The sequence below is a fragment of the Caldalkalibacillus thermarum genome (assembly GCF_014644735.1).
In the GTDB taxonomy this organism is placed as follows: Bacteria; Bacillota; Bacilli; order Caldalkalibacillales; family Caldalkalibacillaceae; genus Caldalkalibacillus; species Caldalkalibacillus thermarum.
The window spans coordinates 35,919-57,415 of the sequence record NZ_BMKZ01000016.1 but is presented as its reverse complement, the minus strand read 5'-3'; the positions used below and the strand labels follow the sequence as shown (position 1 = coordinate 57,415).

General features: G+C 53.1%; 18 protein-coding genes and 1 riboswitch. Of the genes, 5 read left to right on the top strand and 13 right to left on the bottom strand.

The window, feature by feature from the left end; translation table 11 throughout:
- Window positions 1-13: 13 nt before the first annotated feature.
- The gene (locus IEW48_RS08265; RefSeq protein ID WP_188623392.1) at window positions 14-1,003 is read left to right on the top strand and encodes a YpdA family putative bacillithiol disulfide reductase; all 990 of its coding nucleotides are present in this window, start codon (window positions 14-16) and stop codon (window positions 1,001-1,003) included.
- Window positions 1,004-1,085: 82 nt separating this feature from the next.
- Here IEW48_RS08265 and IEW48_RS08260 read toward each other — a convergent pair whose 3' ends face one another.
- The 13 genes from IEW48_RS08260 to cysP form a co-directional block, all read right to left on the bottom strand.
- A complete protein-coding gene (locus tag IEW48_RS08260) occupies window positions 1,086-2,534 on the bottom strand; it encodes a hypothetical protein (RefSeq protein WP_188623391.1) in 1,449 nt (482 codons plus the stop codon).
- Window positions 2,535-2,581: 47 nt separating this feature from the next.
- On the bottom strand, window positions 2,582-3,124 hold the full coding sequence (locus tag IEW48_RS08255) for a FixH family protein (protein ID WP_188623390.1): 543 nt from the start codon (window positions 3,122-3,124) through the stop codon (window positions 2,582-2,584).
- A gap of 40 nt (window positions 3,125-3,164) precedes the next feature.
- Window positions 3,165-3,785, bottom strand: coding sequence for an SCO family protein (locus IEW48_RS08250; protein ID WP_188623389.1), 621 nt, complete (start codon window positions 3,783-3,785; stop codon window positions 3,165-3,167).
- Between the two features lie 247 nt (window positions 3,786-4,032).
- Window positions 4,033-4,719 carry an SDR family NAD(P)-dependent oxidoreductase gene (locus IEW48_RS08245; RefSeq protein WP_188623388.1) on the bottom strand — a complete coding sequence of 229 codons (687 nt, stop codon included), beginning with the start codon at window positions 4,717-4,719 and terminating at the stop codon, window positions 4,033-4,035.
- Window positions 4,720-4,723: 4 nt separating this feature from the next.
- Complete coding sequence (locus IEW48_RS08240; RefSeq protein ID WP_188623387.1) at window positions 4,724-5,527, bottom strand: sirohydrochlorin chelatase; 804 nt, start codon at window positions 5,525-5,527, stop codon at window positions 4,724-4,726.
- Between the two features lie 86 nt (window positions 5,528-5,613).
- Window positions 5,614-6,435 (bottom strand): uroporphyrinogen-III C-methyltransferase, encoded by an 822-nt coding sequence (gene cobA, locus IEW48_RS08235; protein WP_188623386.1) that lies wholly within the window; start codon window positions 6,433-6,435, stop codon window positions 5,614-5,616.
- Between the two features lie 73 nt (window positions 6,436-6,508).
- Window positions 6,509-7,561 carry an anthranilate phosphoribosyltransferase gene (locus IEW48_RS08230; RefSeq protein WP_188623385.1) on the bottom strand — a complete coding sequence of 351 codons (1,053 nt, stop codon included), beginning with the start codon at window positions 7,559-7,561 and terminating at the stop codon, window positions 6,509-6,511.
- A gap of 69 nt (window positions 7,562-7,630) precedes the next feature.
- Window positions 7,631-7,849: a DUF3906 family protein gene (locus tag IEW48_RS08225; RefSeq protein ID WP_188623384.1), complete on the bottom strand. Its 219-nt coding sequence runs from the start codon at window positions 7,847-7,849 to the stop codon at window positions 7,631-7,633.
- A gap of 2 nt (window positions 7,850-7,851) precedes the next feature.
- Entirely contained in the window at window positions 7,852-9,468 is a 1,617-nt protein-coding gene (locus IEW48_RS08220; protein ID WP_188623383.1) for a nitrite/sulfite reductase, read from the bottom strand.
- Between the two features lie 99 nt (window positions 9,469-9,567).
- Entirely contained in the window at window positions 9,568-10,191 is a 624-nt protein-coding gene (cysC, locus tag IEW48_RS08215) for an adenylyl-sulfate kinase (RefSeq protein ID WP_188623382.1), read from the bottom strand.
- A gap of 51 nt (window positions 10,192-10,242) precedes the next feature.
- Entirely contained in the window at window positions 10,243-11,391 is a 1,149-nt protein-coding gene (sat, locus tag IEW48_RS08210) for a sulfate adenylyltransferase (protein WP_188623381.1), read from the bottom strand.
- A 60-nt stretch (window positions 11,392-11,451) separates the two neighbouring features.
- Window positions 11,452-12,168 carry a phosphoadenylyl-sulfate reductase gene (locus tag IEW48_RS08205; protein ID WP_229703993.1) on the bottom strand — a complete coding sequence of 239 codons (717 nt, stop codon included), beginning with the start codon at window positions 12,166-12,168 and terminating at the stop codon, window positions 11,452-11,454.
- A gap of 2 nt (window positions 12,169-12,170) precedes the next feature.
- Complete coding sequence (gene cysP / locus IEW48_RS08200; protein ID WP_188623380.1) at window positions 12,171-13,253, bottom strand: sulfate permease; 1,083 nt, start codon at window positions 13,251-13,253, stop codon at window positions 12,171-12,173.
- Window positions 13,254-13,599: 346 nt separating this feature from the next.
- Window positions 13,600-13,727, top strand: a riboswitch (SAM riboswitch).
- Between the two features lie 101 nt (window positions 13,728-13,828).
- On the opposite strand from cysP, the gene IEW48_RS08195 reads away from it, so the two are divergent.
- The 4 genes from IEW48_RS08195 to metH are packed head-to-tail and all read left to right on the top strand — an operon-like array spanning window position 13,829 to window position 21,443.
- Window positions 13,829-14,956 (top strand): methionine biosynthesis PLP-dependent protein, encoded by a 1,128-nt coding sequence (locus IEW48_RS08195; RefSeq protein ID WP_188623379.1) that lies wholly within the window; start codon window positions 13,829-13,831, stop codon window positions 14,954-14,956.
- Between the two features lie 14 nt (window positions 14,957-14,970).
- A complete protein-coding gene (metC, locus tag IEW48_RS08190; RefSeq protein ID WP_188623378.1) occupies window positions 14,971-16,161 on the top strand; it encodes a cystathionine beta-lyase in 1,191 nt (396 codons plus the stop codon).
- Entirely contained in the window at window positions 16,145-18,016 is a 1,872-nt protein-coding gene (locus IEW48_RS08185) for a bifunctional homocysteine S-methyltransferase/methylenetetrahydrofolate reductase (protein WP_188623377.1), read from the top strand. The genes metC and IEW48_RS08185 overlap by 17 nt, the downstream gene beginning before the upstream one ends.
- Window positions 17,997-21,443 (top strand): methionine synthase, encoded by a 3,447-nt coding sequence (gene metH, locus IEW48_RS08180; protein WP_188623376.1) that lies wholly within the window; start codon window positions 17,997-17,999, stop codon window positions 21,441-21,443. Before IEW48_RS08185 ends, metH begins: the two co-directional genes overlap by 20 nt.
- The last annotated feature ends 54 nt before the right edge of the window (window positions 21,444-21,497 follow it).

Sequence of the window (21,497 nt, the reverse complement as noted above, 5' to 3'; positions counted from 1 at the left end):
GGGGGAAGAACGCATGAGAGAAGAGGTCATCATTGTGGGAGCAGGCCCCTGCGGTTTGGCTGCTGCCATCGCCTTGCAGGATAAGGGGTTCAAACCGCTTATCATCGAAAAAGGGAATGTGGTGGACGCCATTTATCGTTTTCCGACCCACCAGACCTTTTTTTCCACACCGGAAAAATTAGAGATTGGCGATGTGCCTTTTATTATACATGAAAGAAAACCCAGCCGCAGCCAAGCCTTGGCCTATTACCGGGAAGTGGCCCGTCTCAAACAGCTGCGTATCAACAGCTATGAAAAAGTGGAGCATATCACCCGCCAGACAGATGGGAGCTTCCTGGTCGAAAGCAGACGCAAAAACGGAGAACGCCGAAGCTACTCGGCCCCCTATGTCATTGTGGCCACCGGGTATTATGACCACCCCAACACACTGGATGTCCCCGGAGCTGACTTGGACAAAGTGTTTTATTATTTTAAAGAGGCCCATCCCTTTTATAACCAGGATGTGGTGGTGATCGGCGGCAAAAACAGTGCCGTGGACGCTACCCTGCAGCTGGAGAAAGCAGGCGCCCGGGTCACGGTGTTGTACCGCGGCAAGGAGTTTTCCCAAGACGTCAAACCCTGGGTTCTGCCTGAGTTCCTTTCCCTGATCCGCCACGGCAAAATTACCATGGAATTTGAGGCAGAAGTGAAGGAGATACGCCCTGATGAGGTCGTTTATCAGGTGAAGGGAGAGCAAAAAACAATTAAAAACGACTTTGTTTTCGCCATGATCGGCTACCATCCCGATCACACTTTCTTAACCCGCATCGGTGTCAAGATTGATCAAACAACTGGACGCCCGCAGTATGATGAACAGACAATGGAAACCAATGTGCCCAATCTGTTTGTGGCCGGTGTGATCGCCGCCGGGAACAATGCCAATGAGATTTTTATTGAAAACGGCCGCTTTCACGGCCCCAAAATTGCCGAAACTATTGCCCGCCGCAGCAGGAAAGGAGTCTGAAGTGCCCTTGGCTGCGTGCCGGCGGGCTGACCCGAAGAATGAGCATAAAAAATGAGAATAAAAATAGGAGGGCAAGGGCATATCAGCGTACCTCAATCTGGTAGTCCTGATATGCATCAAGCTCCTCCTCTTCTTTTTGGACATGGACCCGCACAACCCATGTGCCCCGTTCTAACAGAGCCGAACCGATATAGACATGGCTCTCTCTCTCTTCTGCCTTTACACTGGTTAAATAGCCTTGCCTCACCAGTTCATCCCGCCAGGCATCCAGTCCCAGTTCCAAATCAAGGCAAATATAGTCATACAGCTGGCGGACATGACGATCATCTGCTTCATGCCACAAGTCAAAATAGACATCAGCCCCTGTCACCCGCTGGCGGTTTTGCAGCACATAAGCCACCAAGGTGTGCTGCTCTCCCGGCCCGCTCTTTGACCAGGTGAAATGGAACTGCACTTCTCCCTGCACATGGTGGGGAGCCAGCTGTTCAGGAGGTTCCACAGCAGACATGAGTCCTGTCAATATCAACCCCGTGCAGAGCACAGCCGCTTGGATGGCGAACAGACGCCGCAAACCAGTGTAAAACCGTTGCGGCTGGTGAACTGATTGAGCTGAAGGAGCTGCCAGCCAACCCCACCACAGCCAAACCATAAGACCGGCCAACACCAAAAAGAGCAAGAGCTTTAACAGCAGCTTAAACCCAAAGTCTGTGCGCAGCACCTCGTCCCATGCCCCAACAGAAGGAATGCTTAACAGGGCTCCGGAGACCATCATCATAAAAATGATGACCAGACTGAAGTTGAAAAATATGTGTACTTTCTTAAACATAAAGTGATAAGCAGCATTGTTATTCTTCAATGTATAGCTATAGACGACAAAGCCCAGCGCACTTCCCAGCCACAGGATGGGCGCCAGGATGTGAATGAGCTGGGAGACAAACAAGGCTGAATAACCATCCCGGCCGCTAAAAACCACGCTCACCAACACGCCTGACAGACACACGGCCCTGAGCATGCCCACAGGATGACGGGAGAAGGAGAAGAGGAAAACTCCCAGCATGAACAAGGGTTTTAACCAAATGAGCCAGGCCCAGGCCGGAGCCATGCTGAAAGGAGCCAGGAACAGCTCCCGCCACCCGTTTGCACTGCCAGGAGAAATAACCGTGCTGAGCACGACAGTTTGGCCTGCTGCTGCTATGACGAGTAACAAGGTGGACAACCCAAACACTGTTAAGTGTATCAAACGCTGGACCGAAGCGGACCATGTGAAATGGGACCCGCCCGAGCGGAAGAAAAGCTGGGCAAACCACCATCCCCCAGCCAGTCCAAGCCCCAGCAGGTCAACCGTGCGCAGCAAAGGAAACCAAGGATGGGCCCAAACAGCTGGCCACACGCCTTCATCCGCCGGCCAAATAGCGGATACGCTTTCCTCGGCTGCTGTCTGCGTCGCCATCCCTGCTGCCTGTGCGGCCACGGTTAGTATAAGCACCATCAGTGCCAAACCCCAGCTTACTGTTCTCTTGGTCCTCATCATTTTGGCCACGCCCCTGTCCGATCACCGCCACCTTCATTCAGGCAGCCTTACTCGATGATCTCAATTTCATGCCTCACCATGTCGTGGTAACCACGGGCAGTCACATGATACATGACATAATAGGTTCCCGGTTCATCAAAGCTGATCTCCAGCTGATAGAGACCGTCTCCGGCATGTTCTGCTTCAAGCATGTCATGGTCGGTTTCGTAACCGTCCATTGCCGGATGGCCATGTCCGTCGGGAGAGTCTTGCCCGTCTTGATGTTCCTCCTGCTGACTTTGCTGATGGTCTCTATGTTCAGCGTCTCCGTTACTGTGACCCTCCTGGTCACCATGATGTTCACTATCCTCTCTCCAAATTTCAAACAGCACTTCATCGGCATCTTCCACCCCTTCTCCCTCCTGGGTGACCCTAACAAAGAGGGTGAGAGGCTGGCCAGCCGGGTGAGGGGTTTCAGGATCGGTGCCAAACTGGACTTCAATGGGAGCTCCAGGGATATACGGCTCATCCTGGGCACCCTGTTGATCCTGACATCCTGCCAAGATCAACACCACTGACAGTAACAAAAGGACTAAAGACCGTTTATGCATCTCTTTGCCTCCTTTATGACATTGCGCTCATATTCTCCATTTATTTCCTTTCCTTGACTAAAGCTTCAATATCCCGCAGGACACTTTCCTTATCCATCTCATCAGTTGGCGTGGTCATTTTGTGATAAGCTCTGATGCGGTGTTCCGCATCCAGCAAATACATGGTGGTGGCATGCATCGCGGACCCATCTTCCCGCACGGCATAGACATAACGCAACTGGTCAGCAATGGCGGCAATCTCCTCTTCTTCCCCGCGGAGGAAGTGCCATCCCTCCGGATCGGCATTAAAGTACTGGCTGTACTCCTTTAAGGCTTCCAGATCATCCCGGGCAGGATCAAAGGTAATGGCCAAAAGTTCCACTTCTTCACCAAACCAGCCTTTCTGTTTCAATTCATCCTGCAGCAGAGAAAAGTCCCACATGGTCATGGGACAAACTCCATCTGGACAATTAAGCAGAATAAAGGCGATGAGTTTGATTTTGCCGTTATCTGAGTGGTAGGTTTCCCCTGTAGTGCTTTCTAAAGTAAACGGCTCGATGGAATCAAACACATCCAGGGTGTGGGTATTGGCCCGGTTGATATAAATGAGTGTGCAAACAGCGATCAGAGTAACCACGAGGATTGCCAGCAAGAACAGTCCCACTTTTCTACTTTTTAGCATAAGCAGATGGCCTCCTTACATATCCTTACACTACTATCTTAACCCATTATACAGCAGACAGAACGTTCTACACGGGGGGATACCTATGACAGTATTTTGACAAAAATATCACTTCCCTCGGGCTCTGAAAATGGATGTTGTCTCTGTGGGCACAACTGTTATCATTGAATAGCAAAGAGGGGAGCACCAAACGGTCTCCCCTTTCTCAATGCTTGCGTTTAAACCGGATCAGGCGGATCATCAGCGCTCAAGACACCTGCTCAATCCGCACCACGCGGCTGGAGTCAAACTGGGCAGCACGCTGAACCAATGTGAGCAGCTTGGGGGCCACAACAGCCGGATCTTCCCCCACGCCTTGCATCCCCGTTCTCATCACCCCCGGGTCGAAGGCCAGCACTTTAATGTTATGCTTGCTTTCCTCCTCATCCAATGAATAGGTTAACATCTCCACGGCTGCCTTGCTGGCACTGTAGGCGCCAAATCCGGCGGCGCCGGTTTGGGCCAGGCCTGATGTCAAATTAATGATCAGCCCTTTCTTTTGCTTGCGCATCAGAGGCACAACGGCCCTGGACATGAGGAAGGCACTCGTCGCATTATTTTGAAAATGATAAAGCCACGAGTCCAAAGGCAAATCAACAATGTGACAGTATTCAAATACCGCTGCATTATTAATCAAGATGTCTATATGGCCATAATGGTTGAGCACTTGGTCAACAAATGCCGCCACCTGCTCTTCTTGAGAAACATCGGATGTAACAGCCAAAACCTCCCGCTGCGCTTCTTGAAGAGCCTGCCCGACCGCCTTGATACTGGCCTCATCCCGGTCACAGATGGCCACACGGGCCCCTTCAGCAGCAAACAAGAATGCCGTTTCCCGTCCCAGGCCGGATCCAGCACCTGTAATCATGACCACCTGTTGATGAAGACTTCCCATTATTTTAGCCCTCCTTTGCCAAGTTAGATGTGTTTATACTGCGAGCCTCAAGCCCTTGCACCCGGCCGGTTTGACAGATTTGCTCCTCCATCCAGCGGCTGACTAACGGATGGGGAAGGTAGGTTCTCCCGTCATAGACATAATCCAAACCAGCAAGTTGGGCCGGAATATAGGTTTTGGTGTAATACCCTTCACTGATAAACAGGGGGATGACAATCATTCTCTTGCTGGCCTGTGCCAGTTTTTCAGCTTGGGTCCGGATGGTATAGGGGTGGACAGTGGCATACGCGACCTCTTTAAACGGAAAAGCCCCTTGGATGGAACGGGACAGGGAGGCCAATGTACGCTCCCACTCCTCCTGGAAGCCAGGTTTGTCACTGCCATGGGCGACCAAAAGCACCGTCTCTTCAGCCGGAGCAACAGAGAGGGTCCTGATCCGTTCAGTGATGATTTGAACCACAACAGGATGGTCATCCATCGGCGCAACCCAGTTGATTGTGGACCGTCTGGGAACCGGAGCAAGCTCTGTTTCCACGGCAGGCGCTGTTTTCAACCCTAAGGCATACTGAATCTCATCCAGATGGGTGCTGCCTGAACAGACAAACAGGGGCAGTGCCACAATCTCTTGCACCCCTTTCTCCTCCAGCCCTTGTACGCCTCTGGCAATGCTGCGTCCCTCCACCATTTCCAAAAAGCCGACAGTGACAGGGGCGTCAAGGGTCAAAGCTTGCACGGCCCGGTCAATTTCGGCCACCCATCTGTTGTCTTTCGAGCCATGGGCCAGCACCAAAACACCTGTGTCAGACACCTTTCAGCCCTCCTTTTCCCCTGCTGGACAATGCTTCTGTACATATAGTAAGTTCTGCGGTGATGCGAGGCATACACTCTGGCGACTTACACAACGACTGTTTTCAGCGCAGGCAGGCTGCTTCCCCTCTGTTCTGTTCCCTCACCATCTGCCTGCTTGGCTTCAAACCAAGCCAATTTCTCCCTCAACCTGACCACTTCACCGACCACAATAATGGCGGGAGACTTAAACTTGGCCTCTTGCACCTTCTCAACAATATTGTCCAAGGTACCGACCAGCGTCTCCTGTTTAGCCAATGTTCCCCAGCGGACCAAAGCCACTGGGGTGGCGGCTGGGCGGCCGTATTTTAGCAGCTGGTCACGTATATAGGGCAAGTTTCCAACTCCCATATAAATGACCAAAGTTTGTACACTGGTGGCCAGCTGCTCCCAACGAACGGGATCCCCCTGGCCATCCACCCGTTTGTGTCCGGTGACGATAGCCACGCTGGAGCTGAGATCACGGTGAGTGAGGGGAATGCCGGCATAGGCGGGAGCAGCCACCCCGGAGGTGATCCCAGGGACAATCTCAAAGGGAATGCCACGCTCGGCACAATACGCCGCTTCTTCACCCACGCGGCCAAAAATGCTGGGATCCCCGCCTTTTAAACGCACCACTGTTTTTCCTTGCCGGGCATAATAGACCAACACTCTATTAATTTCTTCCTGGGGCAGGGTATGCCGCTCGGGAGATTTTCCGCAAAAAATCAATTCCGTTCCAGGCTGGGCATAGCTTAACAATTCCACATTCACCAGACGGTCGTAAACAATCACATCGGCCGCCTTAAGCAGTTTAGCACCCTTAACCGTAATCAATTCTGGATCTCCCGGTCCTGCGCCTACCAAATACACTTTTCCCGCCGCTTGCATTGTACATTCCTCCTCACCTGGGTGTTTATTGTTAATTGCTACGACTGCCAATTTATTTTTCACTAGTAACAGGCTATACTTGAGCCGCAGTCTGCTGGTCCTGCCAGATTCTCAAACGTTCCGCTCCCCGCTGCTCAGCCAATTGCCTGCGGGCCAGCTCAATACCTTGTTCAATGGAAGGAAGATGGCCAAACAAGTAATAACGCACGCCCGCATTGAATAGGACCTGATCACGGAAATAAGCCAGCTCTTCGCTTTCTTCTCCATGCAAAATACGGCGGATCAGCTCCACTTGCTGATCAAGGTCCAGCTTTTCCTTCTCTTTATCTTTGCGGTGGTGTAAGCCATACCTTTCAGGATCGAGCTCCAGGCGCTCCATACCTTCCTCCCCAACCCTGTACACGAAGCTGGTGCGGTGAACAGGAAGGTCTTCCGAACCTTCCGCCCCTTGCACGATAAAAGCTTGCTTGTAACCCATGGCCCGCAGGACAGCGGCATTGGTTTCCACCACCGTTTTGTGAAAAACACCGACCATCGCAGCCTGGGCCTGGGCTAAGTTCAGCATTTTTTCCACCGTATTGAGCAGCGTGCGCACCCCTATCTCTTCCCTCACCTTTCTCAGGGCCTGAAGAGGCGGGCAGAGGGCCTCCGTCCAAGCAAAACCGATATTGGCCTCCGCCAAGGCGCGGGCCACCTGACTGGCAGGCTGATCCACCCGGATGCCCAGCCGTTCTAAAATCGCCTTGAGCGCTGTCCCCTTTTTGGGAGGCAAAGCATCGCTGCTGTGTAAAAAAACGGGCAGGCCTTGGTCGGCCAAAAGCAGGGCAACAGGGATTGTGGCAGCAAAGGTGTTTCTGCCGTTATAGGGCCCCGCCAAATCGATCAGTTTCTCGCGCAGGGAGGCTGGAAGCGTGATGGCTGCAGCCGCCCGGCGAAAAGCTTGGACAAAAGCCAGCAGCTCTCCAGCCGATTCCCCTTTTAAACGCTCGGCCACAAGAAAAGCAGCAATTTGGGCATCTGTAGCCTGCCCCTCAATGATCGCCTGTGCCGCCTGTAGAGCTTCGTCTGGCGACAAGTCACGGGCTCCTTTTTTGCCGCGGGCCACTTCTTTGATCCACTGCTGCATGATTCCACCCCCACATATGCTCAAGCGGTAACATTTCCGCTGAGCATCGTTCTTTGTTATAAGCGGCCTTTATAGCTGACCGGTCACCACAAATCCGCTGCCACGGCCGATCCTTTTCTTTTCCACAATCGCCATTTCTTCAATCTGCGGAAGCTGCAAACAGTTCTTTTCCACCTCAACTTCGGCAATGGCAAAAGCCTGCTCATGACTCCGGGCAGCCACGACCACTTCAACCGGTTGGCCATTCACTGTCAGTTCCAGGCGATACAAATAGAAGTCTTTGCTCATCTTCAAGCCACTTTCTCCAAAATTTCGTCATAGACTTTCTGCAAGTGATCCAAACCAATGCGCTGCACAAAATCGAAAAACGTCTCATGGGACTCCCGGTGTTCCTTAAAGTACAAAAGCAGCTGTTTTACAACGGGGCCTAAGTCTTCAGCCAACACACGCCCCTTTAACTTTTGGTTAAATTGGGCCTGATCGGCCTCCAAGGTGCCACCAACGTAGATCTCAAAGGCTTCCACCATCCCTTGTTTGGTTTTCATCAATACCCCCTGTAAACCAATGTCCGCAATCTGGCGCTGGCCGCAGGAGTTGGGGCAGCCTGTCATATGCAGGCGGACGGGAACATCCAGCTCCACTTCCCGGTCCAGATACTCGGCGACTTTTCTCATGCGCTCTTTTGTTTCCACAAGGGCCAGATTGCAGTATTCAATTCCTGTGCAGGAGACGGCATAGGCCGTAAATTGCGGCGGGTCAATCGTAATCCGTTTGAATACCGGCTCGCTAAGCAGAGCGTCCACTTGGTCATCAGGAATGTGGGGGATGACAATGTTTTGCGAGTTGCAGGTCCGGATTTCCCCTTGGCCATATGTTTTGGAAATGCGGGCCAGCTCGGACAGCTCATCTGCACTTAAGCGGCCGACCGGCACATTAAAGCCGATGTAATTCAGGCCCTTTTGCTTTTGGGGATGAACCCCGTAGAAGTAACCGGGATTCCACTCCTTCAATTGGGTCGTCCCTTTGGACGGCAGCTCGCCCATCAGTTCCACCAGTTTGTCCTTAAACTTTTCCACACCCCAATCGGCGACCAGGAATTTGAGACGAGCCCTGTGCCGTTTTTGGCGGTAACCGTAATCCCGGTAGATGGTGGTGACGGCAATGGCCGCCTCTTTCACCTGTTCAGGCCGGATAAACACGTCCAGCTCCTGAGCCAGATAAGGTTTAGACGACAGTCCCCCTCCGACCCACAGATGGAAACCGGCAACCTCCTCGCCGTCGATCACCTTTGTGGCCGGTACAAAGGAAACGCAATGAATATGGGCATTGGTCACATTGTGCACATTGGCCGAAATGGACATTTTATACTTGCGGGGCAGATTGGAAAAGTCATAATTGCGCTGGAAAAAGCGATAAACTTCTTGGACAATCTCCCGTGTATCCAGCAGTTCATGGGGATCGATGCCGGCCAGGGGATTGCCCACAATGGTGCGCAAGATATCCCCGCAGGCTCCCACTGATGAAAGACCGACACTTTCCAAACGTTTGAAAATATCAGGGATGTGCTCAATCTCTAGCCAATGGAACTGCACCGCCTGGCGGGTGGTGATGTCCACCAGGTTACGTCCATAATCGCGCCCGATACCAGCCAGCACTTGTGCTTGCTCATAAGTGAGAATGCCCGAGGGAATATTGACCCTCATCATAAAATACCCGTCTTCTTTGGGGCGTTGTAAGTACAGTCCGGCCCACTTGAAGTAATCCCACTGGTCTTTGGGAATGGAGGCAAAGCCTTCCCTGGCATAGCGTTCAATATCATTTAAAATGTCCAGACCGTCTTTTTGCAGTTTCTTTTTCTCCATCTCATTCAGGTTGGGGTCATCTGCCCACAGCTTGGTATACGCCATGATAGATCCTCCTCACCGAGTTAATTTAAGGCTTACCAGGTTATTTGATAAAATGTCAAAATGTCCCAAGTTTAAAAGATAATCTGACAATCATTCAGTTTAAGGGATCATCTGCCGATCTTTGAGATAGCGGATCAATTGTTCCACGGCTTCCTCCACGGAGACCCGGTCAGTCTCAATGATGAGCTCTGGATTTTCGGGTTCCTCATATGGGGCACTGATTCCGGTAAAATGAGGAATCTCTCCTGCCCGGGCCCGCTTGTACAATCCTTTAGGGTCACGCTGTTCACATTCGGACAAGGGGCATTTGACATACACCTCGATAAACTCCCCTTCTTCCACCAGTGCCCGGACCTGCTCCCGGTCAGCCCGGTAAGGGGATATAAAAGCGGTTAGGGTCATGATGCCAGCATCCACAAACAGTTTGGCCACTTCCCCGATACGGCGGATATTTTCCACCCGGTCTTGGGGCGAAAAGCCGAGATCCTTGTTCAGCCCGTGGCGGATATTATCCCCATCCAGGACATAGGTTCTGACTTTCTGTTCATGCAAGGCTCTGGCCAGGGCATTGGCCAACGTGGATTTTCCTGATCCGGACAAGCCGGTAAACCACAGGATACAGCTTTTGTGCCCGTTCAGGGCTTGCCGGTCTTGTTTGCTGACGCTGGCCTTATGCCAAACGATGGTTTTCTGGGACACGTTTTTCACCTCCTTGTTTTCCATCCCGGATCTATAGCGGCACAAACGGCCCTATGTGAGAGACCAGCCACATGTTTAGGAAGAGTAGGTGGGCTGCTTCAGGCCTTGAATCAACACCTCCACCACTTCTTTGCGGCTGAACTCCGGCGGCGGCACCTCTCCCCGGCTCAGCATCTGCCGCACTTTGGTGCCGGAAAGAATCAAGCGGTCTTCTTCACCATGGGGGCAGGTCTTGGTCGACGCCATGCCTCCGCAGCGGTAACAATAGAAACTGTGTTCAAAAAACAAAGGCGTAATCCCCAGTTCAGCGGGCGAAAAATGGTCAAAGATGCGCTGGGCATCATAGGTGCCGTAGTAGTTGCCCACCCCGGCATGATCCCGCCCGACAATAAAGTGCGTGCAACCGTAATTTTTGCGCACCAGGGCGTGGAAAATGGCTTCACGGGGCCCGGCATAGCGCATGGCAGCCGGAAAAACAGCCAAAAAGACCCGCTCCGGTGGATAATAATGTTTAAGAAGCACTTGATAACTTTCCATGCGCACATCGGCCGGAATGTCGTCCGCCTTCGTTTCACCCACCAGGGGATTGAGGAACAACCCGTCCACGATTTCCAGGGCACACTTTTGAATATACTCATGGGCGCGGTGTACCGGGTTGCGGGTTTGAAACCCCACCACTGTTCTCCAGCCCCGTTCTCTAAACTTAGCCCGCGTCTCGCTTGGATCCAGGTAAAACTCGGCAAAACGCTGCTTCGGCAGCCGCTTGACCAGCGTCACCGGCCCGCCCAGATAGACAGAGGGCCGCTCAAACAGCTTTTTCACACCCGGATGGGCTAAATCTGTGGTGCGGTAGACCTGTTGGGCCTCCACTGTTTTATCGGGACGGTACTTTTCCCGCACTTCGATGACGCCATACGCCGTTCCCTCATAGCTCAGTTTGACCATATCCCCTTCCTTAATGGTGCTGGCTGCTTCCTCACTGACCGGAAGGGTAATGGGGATGCTCCATACTTCACCGCTGGCCAGGCGCATATGCTGGACCACTTGCTCATAATCCTCCGCTCCCATAAACCCTTCCAAGGGACTGTAAGCGCCATTGGCAATCAACTCCAAGTCAGACAGCGCGATTTTGTCCACTTCCACCTGTTTGGTGATGGCAGACAGATCAAGATCCGGCTGATAACGGTTAATTAATGTTCCTCCGTGAGGCTGACTGAGACTCAACTTCCTCTCTCCTTTCCTGTTTTGGGTCAAACCGGATTACCCGCGGACAGTTGGCTGTGCTTACGGGCTGTGCAATCCGCATTCGATTTTATTGGCATGGGCCCAGCGGCCTGCTCTGGAATCACCCTCTCCCTTCACAGGCAGGGTGCAAGGTTCACAGCCGATGCTGGGATAATCTTGATCGTGCAGCGGATTATAGGGCAAGTTAAAGCTCCTGATGTACAGCCAAACTTCCTCCCATGTCCAGTGAATCAGCGGACAGACCTTAATAGATTGAAACTTATGATCCAGATTGACAAACTGGACATGGGCCCGGGTCGGCGACTGCTCCCGCCGCAAGCCGGACATCCATGCTGCCGCGCCCGTCAACGCCTTGTGCAAAGGGATGATCTTACGCAGCCGGCAGCATTGGTCAGGATGATGCACCCAGAGTTGATCCCCATACTGTTTGGCTTGCTCCTCCAGGGAAAGATCAGGCTGGATCAGCTCAATACGCAGCTGGGGATAGCGCTGTTTCACCTCTTCAATCAGGTCGTAAGTCTCCTTAAAATGAAGGTGGGTATCCAGGAAAATGACTTTGGCATCCGCCTTCACCTTGCTGATCATATCGATTAACACCATGCCTTCTGCCCCGAAGCTGCAGGCATAGATCAACTCTTTGCCCCATTGGTCGTAAGCCCACTTGATCACTTCCAGGGTATCTTTTTGCTCCAGCTGCCGGTTGATCCCGGCCAGCTCCTCCTCTGTCACGGTGGTATAGGAGAACGAAGCAGCCATGGTTAAACCTCCCCTCCTTGCTCATGGACCGATTTCTTTTCCTGCCGGATGGTTTTTAGCAAACTGAGTGTGCCAAAAGTGCTCACAAACACACTGATGACCACAATAATCACGTATGGATTGGGGTCCAGTATGAGATGAACCAAGGTGTAAGCAACCACCAGGGAGAGAATCGGCGACACCACCCACACCTTGATGATTTGCACAATCACATTTTTCTGCCACAAGCGCAAACCATTCTCTGCGGTACCCACGCCCACAATGGCCGAAGTGGTCGCCTGAGTGAGGGGAACAGGAATACCCAACAGAGAAGCAATGACCACCAATGTGCCGCCTGTCCCTGAGACAATGCTTCCTTGCAGCAAAGAAAGCGAAGTAATCCGTTTGCCGTTGGTCTCCAGCACCCTGCCGCCGAGCAAGACGGCGCCCAGTGCCACAAAGGCACCGCCCAGCCAGATGGCTTCAGTGGTGCCCAAAAGCCCTGCTCCTACCAGAGGGCCGATGGCATTGGCCACATTGTTCATTCCTGCTGAAAAAGCCTCCAGACAGCCGGTCAAAATGAGGAGCACAACCAGCCCTTTCCGCCACTTGCCTCCCTTCTTCAGCTCAGGATACCGCTTTTCAAGCCACAAAACTCCCTTTCCCAACCCATAGGCCACACTGAAGGCTGCCACCGGAATCAAAATCCAAAACGAGACAATGTAGAGCAGATTGGAGACATACAAGGCTTGAAAGGCAATCCCGATGCCAACGATCGATCCCACCGTAACTTCACTGGTAGACAGGGGGATCCCCAGTAAATTGGCGATAAACAGCGTGCTTGTCGCTCCCACCAAAATAATCAGCACAATCGGAACATCGAGGATATCAGTCGGTATAATCCCGCTGCCGATGGTTTTCACCACTTCCCCGCTGCCCAGGACTGCTCCCAAAAACACCGCTAATGCCACAAGCAGCAAAGCCACCAGCTTATTGCGGATGGCTCCGGCACCATAGACCGCACCCATGGTGGCAGCTGCTCCGCTGGCCCCAATGTTCATGGCAAAAAACAAGGCAATGCCAATGGCGAGAAAGGTTAAGAGCATGAATTTCACCTCTACCCTTTTTTCGTTTATCTCCCTTTCGTTAACGCAAGCTCTATTAACATAATTCCTATTAGTCAACTATGAATTATAGAATTTTGTTATTTTAAAATATCATATAGCATCCCCTCACTGTCTGTCAATTCCTAATTTCAAAAATGAAGTCAATAAAAAGTTAGAGCCGCGCTAATCAGGGGCGTCAGCCCAACACACTATCTGATAAATAGGGTATTAACCAAATTCCAATCGTGCTAAATTTTTTTCAAATTTTTCTCTTGCCAAATCATGCTTTTGGTAGTATAGTGTTATATAAATCCTGACAAAAATCGAATATGCCTGAAAGTTCTTTTTCTTATCAAGAGAGGTGGAGGGACTGGCCCTGTGAAGCCTCAGCAACCAGCCAGCACGCGCTGGCCAGGTGCTAATTCCAGCAAGTTGAGTCGGGCAGCCTGCCTGATTCAACTTGGGAGATAAGAAGAAGGACAAAACTGACGGACACCCGTTTAGTCTTGCCTTCTTCTTATCAGAAGAAGGTTTTTTTATTTCATAAAAAGTTGGTAAAGGTGGGGATGGGATAGATGAGCCAATGGAAAATAGAATCTCAACTCGCGCAAATCGGCAACCGCAGTGAGGAAGCCACGGGAACAGTTTCGGCACCTGTCTACTTCTCAACCGCGTACCGCCATGCCGGCATCGGCCAGTCCACCGGCTATGATTACTCCCGCACGGGCAACCCGACCCGGGCCATCCTGGAACAGGCCATTGCCGAACTGGAAGGGGGAGACCGGGGTTTTGCCACCAGTTCAGGCATGGCTGCCATCCAGACCATCTTATCCCTGTTTGAACAAGGGGATGAATTAATTGTTTCCCGCGATTTGTACGGGGGGACTTACCGCCTGTTTGAAGAGGGCTGGAAGCGCTGGGGATTAAACTTTCATTATGTTGACCCGCGATGTATAGAGGAAATCGAACAACGGATCACCCCGCGCACCAAGGCCATTTTTATCGAAACGCCGACCAATCCGCTCATGCAGGAGACAGATATCCGCGCGGTGAGCCAGGTGGCTAAAAAACACGGCCTGTTACTGATTGTGGACAACACGTTTTACACCCCGCTTTTGCAGCAGCCCCTCAAACAGGGGGCTGATATCGTCATCCACAGCGCCACCAAATACCTGGGGGGACACAATGATGTGCTGGCCGGGTTGATCGTGGCCAAGGGGGAAGCACTGTGTGAACGGCTGTTCTATTACCACAATGCGATTGGGGCCACACTCTCCCCCCTGGACTCCTGGTTGTTGATGCGGGGGATGAAAACCTTGGCCTTGCGCATGAAACAGCATGAGGCCAACGCCCGGCAAATTGCCGCCTATTTGGAACAACACGAGTGCGTCACCGATGTGCTCTATCCGGGGCGGGGGGGCATGCTCTCCTTCCGGATCTTACGTGAAGACTGGGTGGATCCCTTCCTCAAACAGCTTAGATTAATTACCTTTGCTGAAAGCCTGGGCGGAGTGGAAAGCTTTATCACCTATCCCGCTACCCAGACTCACGCCGATATACCTGAAGAGGTGCGCACGGCATACGGTGTGTGTAACCGCCTGTTACGTTTCTCCGTCGGCGTGGAACATGCAGACGATTTGATAGCCGACCTGGAGCAAGCCTTTGCCGCTGTCAAGTCCGGGCAGACGGCACATATTAGCTGAGGAGGTTAGCCGAGATGAGGGACGATTTTTGCTTTGAGACCCGCTTGTTGCACAACAAACATAAATGGGAGCCCGAGACCGGGGCCGTCAGCGTACCCATTTATCATGCTTCAACTTATCACCAGCCAGACATAGACCGCTTTGGCCCCTATGATTACAGCCGCTCCGGCAACCCGACCCGCGAAGCGCTGGAAGAGACCATTGCCGAACTGGAAGGGGGCATAAGGGGCTTTGCCTTTGCTTCAGGGATGTCCGCCATCTCCACCGCCTTTCTGCTCCTTTCTAAGGGAGACCATGTGCTCATGTGCGAAGATGTATACGGCGGAACGTACCGCATGGTGACCCAAGTGCTCAGCCGCTTTGGCATTGAATACACCTTTGTGGACATGACTGATTTGGATCAGGTGGCCTCCAACATTAAAAGCAACACTAAAGTGCTGTACGTGGAGACACCATCCAACCCCCTGTTGAAAATTACCAACATTCAGGGTGTTGCCAAACTGGCCAAAGCACACGGCTGCCTCACCTTTGTGGATAACACCCTGATGACCCCGGCCTTGCAACGGCCGCTGGAACTGGGAGCCGATGTGGTCATTCACAGCGCCACCAAATTTATTGCCGGCCACAGTGATGTGGTGGCCGGACTGGTGGTGGTGAAAGACCCTGAACTGGCTGACCAGCTGTCCTTTTTACAAAATGCCTTTGGGGCCGTGCTGGGCGTACAGGATGCCTGGCTGGTGTTAAGGGGCTTAAAAACCTTATCGGTCCGTCTGAAGCAGTCCACAGCTTCCGCTCTGGCCATGGCCAAATACTTGCAAAAGGTCCCCGAGGTGCTGGATGTCTATTATCCCGGACTTCCCCACCATCCCGGCTATGCTGTGCACATGCTGCAGGCTGAAGGAGCCGGAGCCGTGCTTTCCTTCCGCTTAAAGGACGAACAGGCGGTAAAAACCTTTGTCCGGCAGGTGGAGATCCCGGTCTTTGCCGTCAGCCTGGGCGCGGTGGAATCGATCCTGTCCTATCCGGCCAAAATGTCCCATGCCGCCATGCCCAAGGAAGCGCGCGAGCAACGGGGCATTACCGACGGCTTGTTGCGCCTGTCTGTCGGTTTGGAAGATGTGCACGATTTAATGGATGACTTCGAGCGGGCCTTTAAAGCCCTGCGCAAAGAAAGGGGCGTCACCGCCATTGGCACTGCTGGATGATTTGCAAGCGCGCGTGTTGATTGCCGACGGAGCCATGGGCACCTTGCTCTACTCCTACGGTGTCGGCCATTGCTATGAGGAATTGAATATTTCCCAGCCGGATCAGATTCAGGCCATCCATCAGGCTTATCTGGATGCCGGCGCCCAGGTGATTCAAACCAACACCTATGCGGCCAATTATGCGAAGCTGTCCCGTTATGGTCTGGAAGACATGGTCAAAGAGATTAATGTGCACGCCGTCCGGCTGGCCAAAACGGCGGCTGCAGGCCGCGCCTACGTGCTGGGCACCATAGGGGGCATCCGGGGGGCCGGGCGCAAAGCCACTCCATTGGAAGAAATCAAACGCAGTTTCCGGGAGCAGCTTTTTTGGCTGCTGCAGGAAGAGCCAGACGGTTTGATCCTGGAAACCTACTATGATTTGGAAGAGTTAAGCACTGTCATACAGATTGCCAGAAAAGAAACCCCCTTGCCCATCATCGCCCAGGTTTCCCTGCACGAAGCGGGTGTGCTGCAAGGGGGCATCCCCTTGAGTGAAGCCCTCAACCAGCTGGAAGAGCTGGGAGCGGACGTCATCGGGGTCAACTGCCGCCTGGGCCCCCACCATATGTTACGCTCCCTGGAGCAGGTGCCCCTTCCCCGGCGGGCCTATTTATCCGCCTATCCCAATGCCAGTCTGCTCAATTATGTTGACGGCCGCTTGATCTACCAATCAGAGCCGGACTATTTTGCCCAGCAAGCACGGGCCATCGTGGAACAAGGCGTGAGGTTGATCGGCGGCTGCTGCGGCACGACACCAGCGCACATTCAAGCCATGGCCGGAGCGCTGAAGGATATTAAGCCAGTGACTGAAAAGGAGGTTCAACCGCAGCTGGTCCAGATCGAGGAGATCTCACTCCCTCCAGGTTCGCCAGGCCGCAAGGAGCAGCTGCAGGACGTGGTGGCCAAACGCAAATCGGTCATTGTGGAACTGGATCCGCCCAAGCATCTGGATACCGGCCGGTTTATGGAAGGGGCCAGCGCATTAAAACAGGCGGGGATCGATGCGTTAACCATGGCGGATAACTCCCTGGCCACCCCGCGCATCAGCAACATGGCCATGGCCGCTCTCATCCAGCAGCAACTGGGGGTGCGCCCCTTGGTTCACGTCACTTGCCGGGACCGCAACCTGATCGGCTTACAATCCCATTTGCTGGGCCTGTACTGTCTGGGCATCGACCATGTGCTGGCAGTAACCGGTGATCCAACCAAAATAGGCGACTTTCCGGGGGCCACCTCGGTGTACGACCTGTCCTCCATTGAGCTGATCCAGTTGATCAAGCAAATGAACGAGGGGTTGTCCTTTTCCGGCAAACCGCTCAAACGCAAAACCTCATTCTCTGTGGCGGCCGCTTTTAATCCCAACGTCCGGCATCTGGAGCGTGCGGTGGCCCGGCTGGAGAAAAAAATAGAAGCCGGGGCGGATTATTTTATCAGCCAGCCGGTCTATGATCATGGCCACTTGCATGAGATCTATGAAGCGACCAAACATTTGCCTGTGCCCATTTATATTGGGATTATGCCTTTGACCAGCTCACGCAACGCCGAGTTTCTTCACCACGAAGTGCCCGGTATCAAGCTGACCGATGAGATTCGCCAGCGCATGGCTGCGGTGGCCCATGATCCCCGCCTTTCCCAGCAGGAGGGCCTGGCTATCGCCAAAGCTTTAATTGATACGGCCTACAAGCTGTTTAACGGGATATATCTCATCACCCCCTTTATGCGCTATGAGATCTCTGTGGAACTGGTCAATTACATTCATGCCAAACAACAAACCGGAAAGGAAAGGGAGCTCTCTCATGGCAGACACATTGTTTGAACAGCAGTTAAAACAGAAAATCCTGATCATTGACGGGGCCATGGGCACCATGTTGCAGCAGGCCGGTCTTACCGCCGAGGACTTTGGGGGCGAAGAGTTTGAAGGATGCAACGAATATTTAAACTTGACAGCCCCCCATATCGTGGAGCAGATTCACCGCGCTTATCTGGAAGCAGGGGCGGACATTATTGAGACCAACACCTTTGGCGGCACGGCCCTCGTCTTAAATGAATACAACCTGGGTCACCTGGCTTTGGAGATCAACCGCACGGCAGCGGAGATCGCCCGCAAGGTGGCAGACGAGTATTCCACTCCCGGCTGGCCGCGCTTTGTGGCTGGCTCCATGGGCCCGACCACCAAAAGCTTGTCCGTCACCGGCGGCACCACCTTTGAAGAGCTGGTGGCCCATTACAGAGAGCAAGCCACCGGATTGCTGCTGGGCGGTGTGGATCTGCTGCTGTTGGAAACCAGCCAGGATATGCGCAACGTGAAAGCGGGCTACATTGGCATCTGCCAAGCTTTTGAAAAAGCAGGCCGCAAGGTGCCCCTTTTGGTCTCCGGCACCATCGAACCGATGGGCACCACACTGGCCGGCCAAAACATTGAAGCCTTTTACCTGTCCCTGGAGCACATGCAGCCCGCTGCTGTCGGTCTCAACTGTGCCACAGGGCCTGAATTTATGACCGACCACTTGCGCTCTTTATCCCAGCTGGCCACCACCGCTGTGTTCTGCTATCCCAATGCCGGCCTTCCCGACGAAGAAGGAAACTATCATGAGTCGCCGGAATCCTTAGCCCAAAAGCTGGCCGCTTTTGCGGAAAAAGGCTGGCTGAACATGACCGGGGGGTGCTGCGGCACCACGCCGGAGCACATCAAAGCGATCGCCGAGGCTGTTAAACCCTATGCCCCCCGGCAAATCCCGGAGGATCATCCCCATGCGGTTTCAGGCATTGAACCGCTCATCTACGATACGAGCATGCGGCCGCTTTTGGTCGGCGAGCGGACCAACGTGATCGGTTCCCGTAAATTTAAGCGGCTCATTGCCGAAGGAAAATATGAAGAAGCGGCGGAGATTGCCCGGGCCCAGGTCAAGGGCGGCGCCCATGTGATTGACATTTGCCTGGCCGACCCGGACCGGGATGAGCTGGCCGATATGGAACAGTTTCTCAAACACGTGATCAATAAAGTGAAAGTGCCCTTAATGATCGACTCCACCGACGAAAAAGTGATTGAAAAAGCACTCACTTATTGCCAGGGAAAAGCGATCATCAACTCGATCAACCTGGAGGACGGGGAGGAACGGTTTAAAAAGGTGGTGCCCCTGATCAAACGCTTTGGGGCGGCTGTGGTGGTGGGCACCATCGACGAACAGGGCATGGCGGTCAAAGCGGAAGATAAGCTGCGCATTGCCCGGCGCTCCTATGATCTTTTGGTCAACAAATATGGCCTTAACCCTAAAGACATTATTTTTGACCCGCTGGTCTTTCCCGTAGGAACGGGAGACAAACAATATATTGGTTCAGCCAAGGCCACCATTGACGGCTTACGGATGATCAAAGAGGCTTTCCCGGAATGCCCGGCCATTTTGGGGATCAGCAACGTCTCCTTCGGCCTGCCTCCCGTCGGGCGGGAAGTGCTTAACGCCGTTTTCCTGTACCACTGCACCCAGGCAGGGCTGGACTATGCCATTGTGAACACCGAAAAATTAGAGCGTTTCGCCTCCATCCCGGAAGAAGAAGTGAAACTGGCCGAAACCCTCATCTTCGAGATGAGTGATGAAGCTTTGGCCAAATTTACCGCTCACTTCCGGGGCATGAGAGCCAAAGAAAAAAAACAAACATCCCAGATGAGCCTGGAAGAACGGCTGGCCAATTACGTGGTGGAGGGCACCAAAGAGGGGCTGTATGCCGATCTGGATCAGGCCCTGGCCAAATATCCCAATCCGCTGGACATTATTAATGGCCCGCTGATGGAAGGCATGGCCGAAGTGGGCCGCCTGTTCAATGACAATCAGCTCATTGTGGCCGAAGTGCTCCAAAGCGCAGAAGTGATGAAAGCGGCCGTCGCCTATTTGGAACCCCATATGGAAAAAACATCAGACAGCGGCAAAGGCAAGGTGATTTTGGCTACGGTTAAAGGGGATGTCCATGACATTGGCAAAAATCTGGTGGATATTATTTTGAGCAACAACGGTTACAAAGTGATCGACTTAGGGATCAATGTGGCTCCCACCACCTTGATTGAAGTGGTCCGTCAAGAACAACCGGATATTATCGGCTTATCCGGCCTGTTGGTCAAGTCCGCCCAGCAAATGGTGCTTACCGCCCAGGACTTGAAAGCGGCCAACATTGCCGTGCCGATTCTGGTCGGCGGTGCCGCCTTAAGCCGGCAGTTTACCGACCATAAAATCGCGCCTGAATATGAAGGACTGGTCTTGTACGCTAAAGATGCCATGGACGGTTTATCCTTGGCCAACCGCCTGCAAAGTGCAGAGGAACGGGAAAAAATCATCCTTGAAAAACAAGAACAACAAGCCAAACGGGCAGCAAGGCCACCAGCCGCAGCGGGCCCACAAGCCCAAACGGCAACAGCGGTCAAGGTGCGCTCCAATGTGTCCCCCGACGTTCCCGTCTACGTCCCGGCTGACCTGGAGCGCCATGTCCTAAAAGATTATGCTATCGCCCACATTCAACCCTACATTAATATGCAAATGCTCCTGGGCCACCATCTGGGCCTGAAAGGCAAAGTGGCCCGCCTGCTGGAAGAAGGGGATGAGCGGGCCTTGGAGTTAAAAGAGCTGGTTGATTCCTTGCTGGCCGAGGCCAAAGCAAACGGTCTGATCTCTGCCCACGGGGTGTATCAATTTTTCCCGGCCCAAAGCGATGGAGACGATGTGCTCATTTATGATCCCGCTGACCGGCAAACGGTGATCGAGCGGTTTCACTTCCCCCGCCAGACCAAAGCGCCTTACCTGTGTCTGGCCGATTATCTGAGACCAGCGGACAGCGGAGAGATGGATTATGTCGGCTTCTTTGCTGTGACCGCCGGCAAAGGCATCCGTGAGCAGGCCCTTAAGCTGAAGGAGCAGGGGGACTACCTGCGCAGCCACGCCTTGCAGGCCTTGGCGCTGGAACTGGCCGAAGGTTTTGCCGAACGGATTCACCAATTGATGCGGGACAAATGGGGCTTCCCTGATCCTCCAGATTTTACCATGCAGGACCGCTTCGCTGCTAAATACCAGGGACAGCGCTACTCTTTCGGCTACCCGGCCTGTCCCAACCTAGAGGACCAAGCCAAACTGTTCCGCCTGATCCGGCCGGAAGAGATTGGCATCAAGCTTACTGAAGGCTATATGATGGAACCGGAAGCCTCTGTCACGGCCATCGTCTTTGCCCATCCCGAAGCCCGTTACTTTAATGTGTTGTAATCAGCCAAGGAATAGCGGTTAAGCAACAAGTAAGAGAATGGATAAACTAAGAGG

Coding starts and splice junctions, on each gene's coding strand:
- metC (WP_188623378.1), top strand. CDS start 14,971: ATGAGGGACGATTTTTGCTTTGAGACCCGCTTGTTGCACAACAAACAT.
- IEW48_RS08250 (WP_188623389.1), bottom strand. CDS start 3,785: ATGCTAAAAAGTAGAAAAGTGGGACTGTTCTTGCTGGCAATCCTCGTG.
- IEW48_RS08205 (WP_229703993.1), bottom strand. CDS start 12,168: ATGGCTGCTTCGTTCTCCTATACCACCGTGACAGAGGAGGAGCTGGCC.
- IEW48_RS08255 (WP_188623390.1), bottom strand. CDS start 3,124: ATGCATAAACGGTCTTTAGTCCTTTTGTTACTGTCAGTGGTGTTGATC.
- IEW48_RS08230 (WP_188623385.1), bottom strand. CDS start 7,561: ATGCAGCAGTGGATCAAAGAAGTGGCCCGCGGCAAAAAAGGAGCCCGT.
- metH (WP_188623376.1), top strand. CDS start 17,997: ATGGCAGACACATTGTTTGAACAGCAGTTAAAACAGAAAATCCTGATC.
- cobA (WP_188623386.1), bottom strand. CDS start 6,435: ATGCAAGCGGCGGGAAAAGTGTATTTGGTAGGCGCAGGACCGGGAGAT.
- cysC (WP_188623382.1), bottom strand. CDS start 10,191: ATGGAAAACAAGGAGGTGAAAAACGTGTCCCAGAAAACCATCGTTTGG.
- cysP (WP_188623380.1), bottom strand. CDS start 13,253: ATGCTCTTAACCTTTCTCGCCATTGGCATTGCCTTGTTTTTTGCCATG.
- IEW48_RS08220 (WP_188623383.1), bottom strand. CDS start 9,468: ATGGCGTATACCAAGCTGTGGGCAGATGACCCCAACCTGAATGAGATG.
- IEW48_RS08195 (WP_188623379.1), top strand. CDS start 13,829: ATGAGCCAATGGAAAATAGAATCTCAACTCGCGCAAATCGGCAACCGC.
- IEW48_RS08265 (WP_188623392.1), top strand. CDS start 14: ATGAGAGAAGAGGTCATCATTGTGGGAGCAGGCCCCTGCGGTTTGGCT.
- IEW48_RS08225 (WP_188623384.1), bottom strand. CDS start 7,849: ATGAGCAAAGACTTCTATTTGTATCGCCTGGAACTGACAGTGAATGGC.
- IEW48_RS08260 (WP_188623391.1), bottom strand. CDS start 2,534: ATGATGAGGACCAAGAGAACAGTAAGCTGGGGTTTGGCACTGATGGTG.
- IEW48_RS08245 (WP_188623388.1), bottom strand. CDS start 4,719: ATGGGAAGTCTTCATCAACAGGTGGTCATGATTACAGGTGCTGGATCC.